The 13,480-nt window shown below is 63.6% G+C and carries 9 protein-coding genes; 2 read left to right on the top strand and 7 right to left on the bottom strand.

From position 1 onward, the window contains the following. Positions 1 to 530 precede the first annotated feature (530 nt). Positions 531 to 2,153 (top strand): NAD(P)/FAD-dependent oxidoreductase, encoded by a 1,623-nt coding sequence (locus tag GM672_RS15775; RefSeq protein ID WP_155471494.1) that lies wholly within the window; start codon positions 531 to 533, stop codon positions 2,151 to 2,153. Positions 2,154 to 2,171: 18 nt separating this feature from the next. Here the strand turns inward: GM672_RS15775 and corA are convergent, their stop codons facing one another. The 5 genes from corA to glnA form a co-directional block, all read right to left on the bottom strand. Continuing rightward, positions 2,172 to 3,137 carry a magnesium/cobalt transporter CorA gene (gene corA / locus GM672_RS15770; RefSeq protein ID WP_155471493.1) on the bottom strand — a complete coding sequence of 322 codons (966 nt, stop codon included), beginning with the start codon at positions 3,135 to 3,137 and terminating at the stop codon, positions 2,172 to 2,174. A 265-nt stretch (positions 3,138 to 3,402) separates the two neighbouring features. Next, positions 3,403 to 4,881, bottom strand: coding sequence for a nitrogen regulation protein NR(I) (gene ntrC / locus GM672_RS15765; protein WP_155471492.1), 1,479 nt, complete (start codon positions 4,879 to 4,881; stop codon positions 3,403 to 3,405). A gap of 79 nt (positions 4,882 to 4,960) precedes the next feature. Further along, positions 4,961 to 6,082, bottom strand: coding sequence for a nitrogen regulation protein NR(II) (gene glnL / locus GM672_RS15760; protein WP_155471491.1), 1,122 nt, complete (start codon positions 6,080 to 6,082; stop codon positions 4,961 to 4,963). After that, on the bottom strand, positions 6,079 to 6,588 hold the full coding sequence (locus GM672_RS15755; protein WP_155471490.1) for a DUF4124 domain-containing protein: 510 nt from the start codon (positions 6,586 to 6,588) through the stop codon (positions 6,079 to 6,081). The genes glnL and GM672_RS15755 overlap by 4 nt, the downstream gene beginning before the upstream one ends. Positions 6,589 to 6,682: 94 nt before the next feature. Continuing rightward, on the bottom strand, positions 6,683 to 8,098 hold the full coding sequence (glnA, locus tag GM672_RS15750; protein WP_155471489.1) for a type I glutamate--ammonia ligase: 1,416 nt from the start codon (positions 8,096 to 8,098) through the stop codon (positions 6,683 to 6,685). A gap of 360 nt (positions 8,099 to 8,458) precedes the next feature. Between glnA and GM672_RS15745 the strand changes: the two genes are divergently transcribed. Continuing rightward, positions 8,459 to 8,917, top strand: coding sequence for a rhodanese-like domain-containing protein (locus GM672_RS15745; RefSeq protein ID WP_155471488.1), 459 nt, complete (start codon positions 8,459 to 8,461; stop codon positions 8,915 to 8,917). A 100-nt stretch (positions 8,918 to 9,017) separates the two neighbouring features. On the opposite strand, the gene GM672_RS15740 is transcribed toward GM672_RS15745, so the two are convergent. Continuing rightward, complete coding sequence (locus tag GM672_RS15740; protein ID WP_155471487.1) at positions 9,018 to 11,519, bottom strand: TonB-dependent receptor plug domain-containing protein; 2,502 nt, start codon at positions 11,517 to 11,519, stop codon at positions 9,018 to 9,020. A 153-nt stretch (positions 11,520 to 11,672) separates the two neighbouring features. Beyond that, positions 11,673 to 13,046 carry a TAXI family TRAP transporter solute-binding subunit gene (locus tag GM672_RS15735; protein WP_155471510.1) on the bottom strand — a complete coding sequence of 458 codons (1,374 nt, stop codon included), beginning with the start codon at positions 13,044 to 13,046 and terminating at the stop codon, positions 11,673 to 11,675. Between the last annotated feature and the right edge of the window lie 434 nt (positions 13,047 to 13,480).

The following is a 13,480-nucleotide window of genomic DNA, read 5'->3' as shown; positions in this document are numbered from 1 at the left end:
CCTTTGGGAACTCCACCGCCCGTGGAACGTACTAAATTTGTGCAAACGAGGCGAAAAGAGCGCCAGAATGCGCACGGCGACAAATGCCGCTAACACCGGAAAAACACGGCTTGGTTATAAGACCATTCCCCACACGGGGTATTGAGTTTATCGGATCAAGAAAAGGAATGCGGCCACCAATGCGCAGTGTGCGATAAAGCAGCAGGGAATAAACGAAGGCAGGAGCGGAATAAGGAAGGGAATATGACAGGCAGCGGATGCGACAGCCGATGGCAATCGCATTAATAAGGCAGGCCAATCCGGCGCGACAGCTCTGCCGCGCAAAAATTGACTGGCAAAATCATGCGCCAATTGGCTGGGAATGTACAGTCCAGCATGATTGTTGTTTTGCTTTGTCGCGTAAACGCCGCACTTTGCTCCCCCTTTGGTCCACCTGTGATGCCAGCCGTTGCGTTTAAACCACTTCCGTAAACAGGTAGAATGGCGGTTTGGGCCCGTTGCGCGCCCCACCCTGCTTTCGAAAGACGACCATGCTGCGACTGACTGAACTGAAACTTCCCCTCAACCACACGGAACCGGAGCTGACCGAAGCCATCCTGGAACGGCTCGCCATCGAGCCGTCCGTCATGCGGGGCTTTACCATTCACAAGCGCAGCTACGACGCCCGCAAGAAGAGCAACATCATCCTGATCTATGCGGTAGACGTCGATACGACGGACGACGCCGGCATCCTGGCGCGCCGCAAGCACGATGTGCACCTGTCGCCGTCGCCGGATATGGAATACCGGGTCGTGGCGCATGGCGTCAACAGCGACGGCCGCCAGAGCCGCCCCGTCGTCATCGGCATGGGGCCGTGCGGCCTGTTTGCCGCGCTGATCCTGGCCCAGATGGGCCTGAAACCCATCATCCTGGAACGGGGCAAGACCGTGCGCGAGCGCACCAAGGACACCTTCGGCTTCTGGCGCAAACGCGAGCTGAACCCGGAATCGAACGTGCAGTTCGGTGAAGGCGGCGCCGGCACCTTCTCGGACGGCAAGCTGTACAGCCAGATCAAGGACCCGAAGCACTACGGCCGCAAGGTGCTGACGGAATTCGTCAAGGCGGGCGCGCCGGAGGAAATCCTGTACGTCAGCAAACCCCACATCGGCACCTTCCGCCTCGTCAAGATGGTCGAGGCGATGCGCCAGGAAATCGTCGCGCTGGGCGGCGAGATCCGTTTCGAGCAGCGCGTGACGGATTTCCTGATCGACGAAGCGGACGGCGCGCGCCAGCTGCGCGGCCTGACCCTGGCCACGGGCGAGCACATCGCCACCGAGCACGTGGTGCTGGCCATCGGCCACAGCGCGCGCGACACGTTTGAAAAGCTGTACGAACGGGGCGTGTACATCGAGGCGAAACCGTTCTCGATCGGTTTCCGCGTCGAACACCCGCAATCGCTGATCGACACGTGCCGCTTCGGCCCGAACGCCGGCCACCCGATCCTGGGCGCGGCAGACTACAAGCTGGTGCACCACGCGAAAAACGGCCGCGCCGTCTACAGCTTCTGCATGTGCCCGGGCGGCACCGTGGTGGCGGCCGCGTCCGAACCGGGCCGCGTCGTGACGAACGGCATGAGCCAGTATTCGCGCGCGGAACGCAATGCCAACAGCGCCATCGTCGTGTCGATCAGCCCGGAAGATTATCCGGGCCACCCGCTGGCGGGCATCGAGTTCCAGCGCCGGCTGGAGGAAAAGGCGTTCGAACTGGGCGGCGGCAACTACAGCGCGCCGGGCCAGCTGATGGGCGACTTCGTGGCCGGCAAGGCATCGACCGAATTCGGCGCCGTGGTGCCGTCGTACAAGCCGGCCGTGCACCTGACGGACCTGGCGACGATCCTGCCGGAGTACGCGGTGGAAGCCTTGCGCGAAGCCTTCCCGGCCTTCGACAAGCAGGTGCGCGGCTACTTCAAGCACGATGCCGTGCTGACGGGCCTGGAAACGCGTACTTCGTCGCCGATCCGCATCAAGCGCCGCGACGACGATCTGCAGAGCCTGAACACGCGGGGCCTGTTCCCGGCCGGCGAAGGCGCCGGCTACGCCGGCGGCATCCTGTCGGCCGGCGTGGACGGCATCAAGGTGGCCGAAGCCGTCGCCCTGTCGATGGCCGTCAAGTAAGCCCTTGCCGGACCGGGCCTACAGCCAGCCGGCCCGGCGAAAGCGGCGGTACAGCAGCAGGCAGGTGGTGGCCATGATGGCCAGCGCCACCGGATAGCCCCAGCGCCACTTCAGCTCCGGCATCATCTCGAAGTTCATGCCCCAGATGCCGGCAAACGCCGTCAGGACGGCGAAGATGGCGGCCCAGGCCGCCAGTCGCTTGTTGACCTCGCCTTCATCCAGCGCCACCATCGACAGGTTGACCTGGATGGCCGTGCCGATGGTGTCGCGGATCGTGTCGAGCGTGCCGTTGATGCGGGCCAGGTGGTCGTGCACGTCGCGGAAATAATCCTGGCTGCTGATGCACATCGACGGCACCCTTCCCCCATACAGCTTGCCGACGGCATCGAGCAGCGGCGCCACCGCGTGGCGCAGGGTCATCACCTTGCGTTTCAGCTCATACAGCCGTTCGATATTGGCGCGCTGGGCTTCCTGCATGAAGATGCGTTCCTCGATCTGCTCCAGCTCTTCCTCGAAGGCATCGACGATGGGGAAGTAACGGTCGACGGCCGCATCCATCAGCGCATACAGCACGAAGCCGGAGCCGTGCTGCAGCAGGTGGGGCTCCCGTTCGGCGCGGGCGCGCACGCCCATGAAGCTCTGTGCACTGTTTTGGCGCGACGACAGCACATAATTATTGCCGACGAAGATATCGATCTCGCCCAGCACCAGCTCATCCTTTTCGAGTTCGACCGTCTTGACGACGACGAACAGCGAATCGCCATACTCCTCGACCTTGGGCCGCTGGTGGCCGCGCAGTGCATCCTCGACGGCCAGCTCGTGCAGGCCGAACTCCGCCTGCATCTCCGCCAGCTCGTCGGCCTGCGCATCCTTCAGCGCCACCCAGACAAAGGTATCCTTCTCGGCAATATGGTCGCTGATATCGGCCACGGGAATATCGGCAAGCTTGTGGCCGTGTTGATAGGCGACGCAGTTAATCAGCATACGAAATCCAAATAAAAAAAGCCCTGGGCATGAAGGCCAGAGCTTACCGCAAAACCGGCTACTGTCGAGCTTGTGTCCACCGTGGGGTCAGACCCCGACATGGACACGAGCTCGACTGCATTATTGCTGGGTCCGTGTCCACCGTGGGGTCAGACCCCGACATGGACACGAGCTCGACTGCGTACTATGGCTGTGTTCGTGTCTTTGTCGGGGTCTGACCCCAAGGTGGACACGGCCTGTGCCGTTGGGTTGACGCTGTCCCGCGTCAGTCCTCCTTCGCGCCGTCGATGCCCAGCTCGGCGATTTTGCGGGTGATGGTGTTGCGGCCGATGCCCAGGCGGACGGCGGCGTCGTTCTTGCGGCCGTGGGTGTATTTCAGGGCCGTGCGGATCAGGGCCGATTCGAACTGGCGGCCCAGCACGTCCATCACGTCCTGCTGGCCGTCCGACAGCATCGTCGCGGCCTGCAGCTCCAACAGGCTCAGCCAGCCGTCCGGACCCGGTGCGGCCGGGGCGATGGCGGCGGCCACGTGCACGTGGTGGGCATGGGGCGGCACCGCCAGCAGCTCGGGCGCGGCCTGCATGGCGCTCTGCCCTTCGGACAGTTCCAGTGGCAGGTCTTTCACTTCCACCGTCTGGCCCGGGGCCATCACGGTGATCCAGTTGCACAGGTTTTCCAGCTGGCGCACATTGCCAGGCAGGTCCAGGCTGGACAGGAAGGCCACGGTGGCGTCGCTCATGCGCTTGGCTTCCACGCCCAGCTGCTTGGCGCTTTGCAGCAGGAAGTGGCGTACCAGTAAAGGGATGTCCTCGCGCCGCTCGCGCAGGCTGGGCAGGCGCAGCCGGATGACGTTCAGGCGGTGGTACAAGTCCTCGCGGAACAGCCCGTCGCGCACGCGCTGCTCCAGGTTCTGGTGCGTCGCGGTAATGACGCGCACATTCGCCTTCAGCGGCTGGTGGCCGCCGACGCGGTAGAAGTGCCCGTCCGACAGCACGCGCAGCAGGCGCGTCTGCAGGTCGAACGGCATGTCGCCGATTTCATCGAGAAACAGCGTGCCGTTCTCGGCCTGCTCGAAGCGGCCCCGGCGCGTCGTCTGGGCGCCCGTGAAGGCGCCCCGCTCGTGGCCGAACAGTTCCGATTCCAGCAGGTCCTTCGGGATCGCCGCCGTGTTCAGCGCGATGAAGGGCTGGGTGGCGCGGGGGCTGTGCTTGTGCAGGGCACGCGCCACCAGCTCCTTGCCGGTGCCCGATTCGCCCGTGATCAGCACCGTCACGTTCGACTGCGACAGGCGGCCGATGGCACGGAACACTTCCTGCATGGCCGGCGCCTGGCCGAGGATTTCCGGGGTTTCGGCCGGGCCCGATTCGACGCTCGCTTCGCGCAGGCTCTCGTCCAGTGCGCGGCGGATCAGTTCGACGGCCTTGTCGATGTCGAACGGCTTGGCCAGGTACTCGAAAGCGCCGCCCTGGAAGGCAGCGACGGCCGAATCGAGGTCGGAAAAAGCCGTGATGATAATGACGGGCAGCCCCGGAAAGCGGGACTTGACCAGTTGCAGCAGGTCCAGGCCGGAGTCGCCCGGCATGCGGATGTCCGACACGAGGACCTGCGGTGTTTCAAATTCCAGCGCGGCGATGGCATCGCGCGCGTTGGCAAAACTTCTCGTTGCGAGATTTTCCCTCGCCAATGCTTTTTCCAGTACCCAGCGGATCGATTCGTCGTCGTCGACTATCCAGATTGGCTTCATGTGTGTTGTACGCTTCCCGCAATGTGGATGGAGGTTCCCGTGGGCGCCCCTGCTATTTCGGGACCCTGCCGCCGGACGCTTATGGCAGCGGCAGTAGAATCCTGAAGTCCGTGTATCCGGGCCGGCTCTCGCACTCGATGACGCCCATGTGCTGATGCACGAAGGTCTGCGCCAGGGTCAGTCCGAGGCCGCTGCCTCCCTCCCTGCCGGATACCAGGGGGTAGAAGATGCGGTCGCGGATCTGGGGCGCGATGCCGGGCCCGTTGTCGATGATATGCAAGTCTAATGCCAGGTTATAACGGACCTTCGCCAGGGTGACCTGGCGGGCCACGCGGGTCTTGAAGACGATCTGCGCATCGCCCTGCTCGATGCGCTCGGCCAGGGCCTGGGCGGCATTGTGGGCGATGTTCAGTACGGTCTGGATCAGCTGTTCCTTGTCGCCCCGGAATTCGGGCAAGGAGGCGTCGTAATCGCGCACGATGGCCAGGCCGGACGGGAATTCGGCCATCATCAGGCTGCGCACCCGTTCCAGCACTTCGTGGATATTCACGTCGCCGACGATATGGGGGCGGCGGTGCGGCGCCAGCAGGCGGTCGACCAGGGTCTGCAGCCGGTCCGCTTCCTTGATGATGACCTGGGTGTACTCGCGCAGCTGCTGCAGGTGCAGCGGCGGCAGTTCCATCTCCAGCAGCTGGGCCGCGCCGCGGATGCCGCCCAGCGGATTCTTGATTTCATGGGCCAGGTTGCGGATCAGCTCCTTGTTGACCTGGCTCTGGTCCAGCAGGCGCTCCTCCCGGTCCAGCTTCATCTGCTGCACCGTCTCGCGCAGCTCCAGCAGCACGTTGTCCGTCGGGTCGTCCAGCGCGCTGGCGATGGTGTGCACGTGCAGGGGCTCGCGGCCGCTGCGCTCCAGGTTCAGTTCCTGGCGCAGGTCGGAAAACTTGTGGGCCCGGGCCTGGGCGATGACGTTTTCCAGTTCGCCAGGATTGGAAAACAGCGCGCACAGCTTCTGGCGCGACAGCGCCTTCAGCGAGCTTTCCAGCAGGTTTTCCGCAGCCGCGTTGGCGTACACGATATGGCCTTCGCCGTCGACGATGACGACCGCCGAGGCCAGCAGGTCGAGTCCGGCCACGGAGGATGGACGTGGAAAGGCCGCCGCCGCGGCTGCTGCCGCGCGCGCGATATTGGTCACAATTTTCATCGTATGTTGGCGATTTCCCGCTTCAGCGCTTCAACGTTCTGTTCCGAGCGGGCGATCGACCCTTTCAGGTTGGCCACCCGTTCCTGGTACTTGGCGTAATTGCGCTCGTCGCCGCGCCGTTCCGGCTCGCCGTTGTTGTACTCGCGGCGCAGCTCGCCAAGCTTCTGCATTTCGGCGTTCAGTTCGTCGGTGAGGATCTGGCGGCGGTCCGCATCGCGTGCCTTCTGCTCGGCGCTGTCGACCCGTGGAAACGCCGACGGCGCCGTGGCCGCCGTCGTGGCCGGGCTCGCTGGTGCACGGGGCCGTGGCGCCGCTTCGCGCTTGGGCGGCGCGGCGATCACGGGGTCCGGCAGGTCCAGCGCCACGCAGTGGCTGCCCTTCTTGCGGTCCGTGTATTCCTTGTGGCCCGCCGCATCGACGCAGCGGTAGATCTGAGCCTGCACAAGGCCTGAACAAAACAGCAACGGCAACACGGCCAGCGGTACGGGAAAGCGGCGGATTTTCATGCCCCGACTATACAACATCCGAAAAAAAACGCGAGGTGGACAAGCGCCCGCCTCGCGTCTTCGTTACCGGTGTTTCAAGACCGGCATGTCGCTGTTACAGCGAGTAGTACATGTCGAATTCGAGCGGGTGCGTCGTCATGCGCATGCGCGTGACTTCCGTCATCTTCAGCTCGATGTAGGCATCGATCATGGTGTCGCTGAACACGCCGCCGCGGGTCAGGAACTCGCGGTCCTTGTTCAGTGCGTCCAGGGCTTCTTCCAGCGAGGCGCAGACCGTCGGGATCAGCGCGTCTTCTTCCGGCGGCAGGTGGTACAGGTCTTTCGACGCTGCTTCGCCCGGGTGGATCTTGTTCTGCACGCCGTCCAGGCCGGCCATCATCAGCGCGGCGAAGCACAGGTACGGGTTCGCCAGCGGGTCGGGGAAGCGCGTCTCGATGCGGCGGCCTTTCGGGTTCGCCACGTGCGGGATGCGGATCGATGCCGAGCGGTTGCGGGCCGAGTAGGCCAGCTTGACCGGGGCTTCGTAGCCTGGCACCAGGCGCTTGTACGAGTTCGTGCCAGGGTTGGTGATGGCGTTCAGCGCCTTGGCGTGCTTGATGATGCCGCCGATGTAGTACAGCGCGAAGTCGGACAGGCCGGCATAGCCGTCGCCGGCGAACAGGTTCTTGCCGTCTTTCCAGATCGACTGGTGCACGTGCATGCCCGAGCCGTTGTCGCCGACGATCGGCTTCGGCATGAAGGTGGCGGTCTTGCCGTAGCTGTGGGCCACGTTCCAGATCACGTACTTCATGTTCTGGGTCCAGTCGGCGCGCTCGACCAGGGTCGAGAACTTGGTACCGATTTCGTTCTGGCCGGCGCCGGCCACTTCGTGGTGGTGCACTTCGACAGGGATGCCCATCGATTCGAGGATCAGGCACATTTCCGAACGCATGTCCTGGAACGAATCGACCGGTGGCACGGGGAAGTAGCCGCCCTTGACGGTGGGACGGTGGCCGCTGTTGCCGCCTTCGATGTCCTTGTCGGTCGACCACGACGCTTCGTCGGAGTCGATCTTGACGGAGGCGCCCGACATGTCGATCTTCCACTTGACGGAGTCGAAGATGAAGAATTCAGGTTCCGGACCGAAGTAGGCGGTGTCGCCCAGGCCGGAGGACTTCAGGTAGGCTTCGGCGCGCTTGGCGATCGAGCGCGGGTCGCGGTCGTAGCCCTTGCCGTCCGATGGTTCGATGACGTCGCACTGCATGAACAGCGTGGTCTCTTCCATGAACGGGTCGATGTTCGCGGTTGCCGGGTCCGGCAGCAGGATCATGTCGGATGCTTCAATACCTTTCCAGCCGGCGATGGAAGAACCGTCGAAGGCATGACCGCTTTCGAACTTGTCGATATCGAAGTGCGAAACGGGCACGGTCACGTGCTGTTCCTTGCCACGGGTATCGGCAAAACGGAAATCAACGAATTTGACTTCGTTGTCTTTTACCATCTGCAAAACTTCTTCGGCGGTCATTGCCATGCGTATCTCCTAAGTGAAAAGGGCTGCCAGCACAGTGTGCGGCGGAAACTCCAACAACATAAAGCAGGATGCGTGCCAGCAGCAAGGCAATACGCTTGTTATAAGCTTAGGGCAATTGCTTCATTGATCTTGCTGCCATCGGAAACTAAAATCGTTCGGGGCCTGCCCTGCACCCCTTTTGCACCACCTTGGCGCAATCCCCGTGTCGCACAGATTTGGTGCAGTTTGCGCATTTTGCACCGCTTTTGGGCGTGACGCCCCAAAATGTGCAGAAAATGGTGCAAGGCGGGCTGCGAACACTTTCCGGTGCCGTGCGCGCGCCGGCAATGATAAACGACGATCCCAAGGAATTACCGCGAAATGAGCTCCGACTCCGACATTCTCGAACGCGCCCGCCAGCGCGGCGCCGGCCTGCCCTATGCTGGAGCGGTGACGCCCCAGGAAGCGTATCAATTGCTACAGGAAAATCGGAACGTGCGCCTGATCGATGTGCGCACCAATGCCGAGCGTGACTGGGTGGGCCGCGTGGCGATTCCCGAAGCCCGACATGGTGCCGTCCAGTGGAGCACCTATCCGGGGGGCGTGCCGAACCCAGACTTCGTCGCGCAGCTGGCCAGCCAGGCCACCCCGGACGATGTTCTGCTGTTCCTGTGCCGCTCCGGCGTGCGCTCGCGCCATGCCGCCAGGCTGGCCACGGAGCACGGCTACGCCAACAGCTTCGATATCCTGGAAGGCTTCGAGGGCGACAAGGATGTCGAAGGCCATCGGAAGACCGTGGGCGGGTGGTGTAAGGCGGGCTTGCCTTGGGTGGGGGCATAGGTCGAAGGTATTTCTCAAAAAACGGGGTCTGTCCCCATTTTCTGAGCAATATTGCCGGAAAAATGGGGACAGACCCCATTTTCCCGGCAACTGTTGCAGCTTATAAGGTGTAGCTCAGGCGTGCGTAGACGTAGCGGCCGGAGCGGCCGAACGGCGAGTAGTTCGTGAACGGGGCGTTGCCGGTCGAATTCAGTACGGCCGGGTACGGGTCCGGATACTGGTCGAACAGGTTTTCCGCGCCCAGCGCGAAGGTGATGCCCTTCGTGATGGCGAAGCGCCCTTCCAGGTCGACCAGCGTCTTGGCCGACATCGTGTGGTCCGGGAATGGTGCCGAGCTCGGCGTCAGCACCTTGCCGTAGCGGGTGGCGCGCAGGGTGGCGCCCCACTGACCAAGGCTCCACGTGCCGCTGGCCGTGAACTTGGTCTTCGGCGTACCTTCCTCGAACGTCAGTACATTCACCCGGTCGAACAGCACCGGGGCCGGCGACAGGGCCGCCAGCTGCGCCGTGGCCGGCACTTTCGTCACTTCCGTGTCCGTGTAGTTGCCTGCCAGGGTCAGGTCGAGCCGGCCGGCCGCGCCCAGCGCCAGCGGGTAGTTGGCGACCACGTCGACGCCCTTGGTGGTGGTATCGACGCCGTTGATGAAGAAGCGCCCGCCGCCCACGCCGGGGAAGCCGTTGGCCGCCAGGAAGTTGCGCACGTTCGCCTGCGTCAGATTCTCGGACAGCACGATGCGGTTGCGGATCTTGATGTGGAAGCCGTCCACCGTGATGCTGCCCTTGCCGACCTTGGCAACCAGGCCCAGCGAGAAGTTGGTGGATTTTTCCGCGTCCAGCGGTTTCGCGCCCAGCGCCACGGCGGCCGCGTCGGTCGGCTTGAAGGTGGTGATGTCGAACGGGATGCCATTGATGAAGTTGGTCGACGTCGACGTGAAGAACTGCTGCTGCATCGACGGCGCGCGGAAGCCGTTCTGCACCGAGCCGCGCAGGGCGAAGCTGGGGGTAAAGTTGTAGCGCCCGGCCAGCTTGCCGGACCAGTTGTTGCCGAAGTCCGAATAATGCTCGCCGCGCACGGCGAACGAGGCCAGCAGGCTTTGCGTCAGGTTCGCCTCGACGTCGGCGAAGACGCTGAAGGCATTGCGGTGGCTGTCCGACTCGTCGCTGGGGCGGAAGCCCGGGAATACCTGCGAGCCCGATGCCGTCGGCAGGCCCGAAGGCAGCAGGATGCCGCCGTTGCGGTAAGAATCCGGTTCGCCCGCTTCGAGCTTGTAGCCTTCGCGGCGCGCCTCGGCGCCCAGCGCCAGGTTGACGGGCGAGTTCATGCCCCAATCGAACTGGCGCACGGCCGAGATGTTGTAGGTCAGCTGGTCGTAGGAATAACCGCCGGCGTCGAACGAGGTCTTGCTGGCCGCGCCCAGCGACCGGTTCAGGGTGTTCTCGATGGTGTAGTCCATCTTGTTCTTGCCGTAGCTGAGCGAGCTGTCCATGTCCCAGCCGTCCAGGGTCCACGTGACGCCGCCGGCCAGACTGAAGTCGTCCACATCTGGCGCGATAATGGGCAGGAAGCCGTTCGGGTAGATCGCCAGCGTGTTGTTGTCCTGCAGGGGGCGGCGGAAAAAGCCGGCCGATTTCGCTTCGCGCTTCTGGTAGCTGCTCCAGCCGTACAGCTTGACGCTGCCGCCCAGGTCCATGCCGGCATTGGCGAAGACGGTGGACTGCTTCATTTCCGGCTCGCCATACCAGGCATTGAAACGGTTGATGGTGTTTTCGCGCGGGTCGAACTGGCCGTTGACAAGGGGGTATTGCTGGCGCATGTCGTAGCCGCTGCGCTCGGTGTGATCCTGATCCTTGTATTCGGCCGCGATGGTGACGAAGCCCGTCTCGCCGAAGGACAGGCCCTTCCACAGGCTGACGGTGGCGACGCCGCCGTCGCGCCGCTCGCGCCCGGTCTCGCTGGTCCAGGTGGCGCCGGCGGGCCCCGCCACTGGCGCGAAACTGTAGTCCGTAATGCGCTTGCCGTAGCTGACGACGGCCTCGCCGCCGCTCTTGTCGTTGCGCAGCCGGATATTGACGACGCCGGCAATCGCATCCGAGCCGTACTGCGCCGAGGCGCCGTCACGCAGCACTTCGATATTCTTGACGATGCCCGTGGGGATCGTGTTCATGTCGACGGCGGCCGAGCCGCGCCCGATGGTGCCGTTCAGGTTCACCAGCGACGAGGTGTGGCGCCGCTTCGAATTGACCAGTACCAGGGTCTGGTCCGGCGCCAGGCCGCGCAAGGTGGCCGGGCGGATCGTGTCGGTGCCGTCGGCCAGGCCGGGGCGGGGGAAGTTCAGCGACGGCAGCGCCACCGACAGGGCCTGGGTGATCTCCGGCACGCCCGTGTTCTTGATGGTGTCGGCCGAGATGATATCGACGGGCGACGAGGTATCGAGCACGGTGCGGTTCGACACGCGCGTGCCGGTAACGACGACGGTGGACTGGCTGTCGACGGCGGGCGCGTCCTGCGCCGCGGCTGCCTGCTGCGCCTGCGCGGCGCCGCCGAACAGCGCGGCGATGGCGGCCGAGAGTATCAATCGGGTGGGTGCGGTGGTCCGGAGCATCTTGTTCCCTTGTCGTGATTGGATGAGGCGTGGCAGGCTGGCTGCCGGCCGCTTTATCTTCCCGGCGGGGACGCCTTGCTGTCAATGCAATCAATGGTCAGTCAGGCAAGGTGTGGTGAAGGTGTGGCGCAGGTGTGGCGAAAATCGCACGGTTTATTCGGCGATCACCGTACTTTCATGCTGCAGTTCGGGGCTTTGGCCGAGAATACGTTGGCGTACGAACTGGATATGGCTGCGCAGGCCATACAGGTCGTCCGCGAACGACAGCGGCACGGAGATCTGGTTGACGCAGTCCTCGATGTCGTTCAGGCGCGCCAGCTGCACCTTGCCGACATCGCGCCGATGCTCCGGCGGCGCATCCTTCGGCACCTCCTCCAGCGCCTGCTCCACCGAGCGCAACTGGCCGTACCAGCGGTAGATGCGCGAACGGATGCGCCATACGTACAGGGGCGGCACCACTTTCGACAGGGGCAGGATCAGCGCGCCCAGCGCCACCACCAGCACCCACATGCGGTCGAGGAAATTGGCCAGCCAGAAGCTCATGTAGCGCTGCAGGAAGGGTGGGCCGTCCTTGTAGAACTTGGCCGCTTCCTCGGCCACGGGAATCTCCGTGTATTTCGCCGACGGGAATTGGCCCTGCTGCGAGAACCACCCTGCCCCGCCGTGGATCTTCGCCGCCGCCTGCACATACAGCTCGATCAGGGCCGGGTGCAGGTCCTCGCGCGCGACCAGGGTGGCCGTCGGCGCGATCAGGTGATAGTCGCGCGCGGGGATATCGCGTCCCAGGTCGACGATCCCGCGCGGCAGGGTCACGTGCGTCAGGAACGGCAGCCGGCGCGTGTACGCCTCGGCCTGGGTGAAGTCGAACAGGTAGATGCCCGGCGTTTGCAGCAGCATCTGGATCAGGGGATCGTCCGGCGCGGCGGCGAAGACCATGCCGTCGACCCGGCCTTCCAGCAGTTCCACGGTGGCCGGCGTGTTGTCCAGCTGGCTGACCTGTAAATCCGTCGCCGCGACGCCGTTGACGTCGAGGATCTGGCGGAACAGCCGCGGCGCCCCGCTGCCCTTGGCGCCGATATTGATCTTCATTCCGCGCAACTGCGTGAGCTGGGTCAGCGGCGCCTTGCCGGGCGCCTCGCGCAGGAACAGCCACACGGGTTCGATGAACAGGCTGCCCAGCGACACCAGTCCCTCGCGCTCGACGGCTGCCTCGTCGGTGGTACCGCTTTGCATGAAGGCGATATCGACCTTGCCTTCCTTCAGCAGCCGCAAATTTTCGCGCGAGCCATGCGAAGGCTGCAAGGTGACGGCAATCTTCTCGCCCTTCAGCGCGGCCGCATACTTCTTGCCGAAGACATCGTAGGCACTGTTGTCCTGCCCCGTCCCCAGCACCACCTTGCGCGGCGGCGCCGGATCGACGATCAGGTAGGCAGCCACGCAAATGGCGGCAATGGCAAGGACGGTGGGGCCGGCGGAAGCGAGCAGGTCACGCACGGAAAAGTTCGTGAACTTGCGGATGCGATTCATCGTGGAGCGGAGGACAGGTTTCATGGCTGGGTACGATGCCAACATTTTGCCGGGGGCGCAAGGGTGGAGGTGCTTTTTAACTCCACGAAACCGCGAGCTATTCAATTGAGCATTTTCGACCGACGTCAAACTTCAGCGAAAAATTGCTGGCTCCGTCAGGGGCTTTGTTAAAATAGCATATTGACAATTCCTTGCAACATGCCAGCCGCCTCTACGTGCTTGCGCGGCTGTGTATCGATCCCATGTCTCATATCTCCGATATTTTTGCTGGGTTGGCGAACTTTGCCTCAGAAACCCGGCTGTACGAACTGAATCGCCACGACTATCGTAGACACTCCTGAGCCATAATGTCGGGCACAAGGAGAAGATATGAGCGGTAAGCGGTACACAGAGGAATTCAAGATTGCAGCGATCAAGCAGGTGGCGCAGGGCGG

This window comes from Pseudoduganella buxea (assembly GCF_009720835.1).
In the GTDB taxonomy this organism is placed as follows: domain Bacteria; phylum Pseudomonadota; class Gammaproteobacteria; order Burkholderiales; family Burkholderiaceae_D; genus Rugamonas; species Rugamonas buxea.
This window is presented reverse-complemented; position numbering and strand designations above follow the sequence as displayed.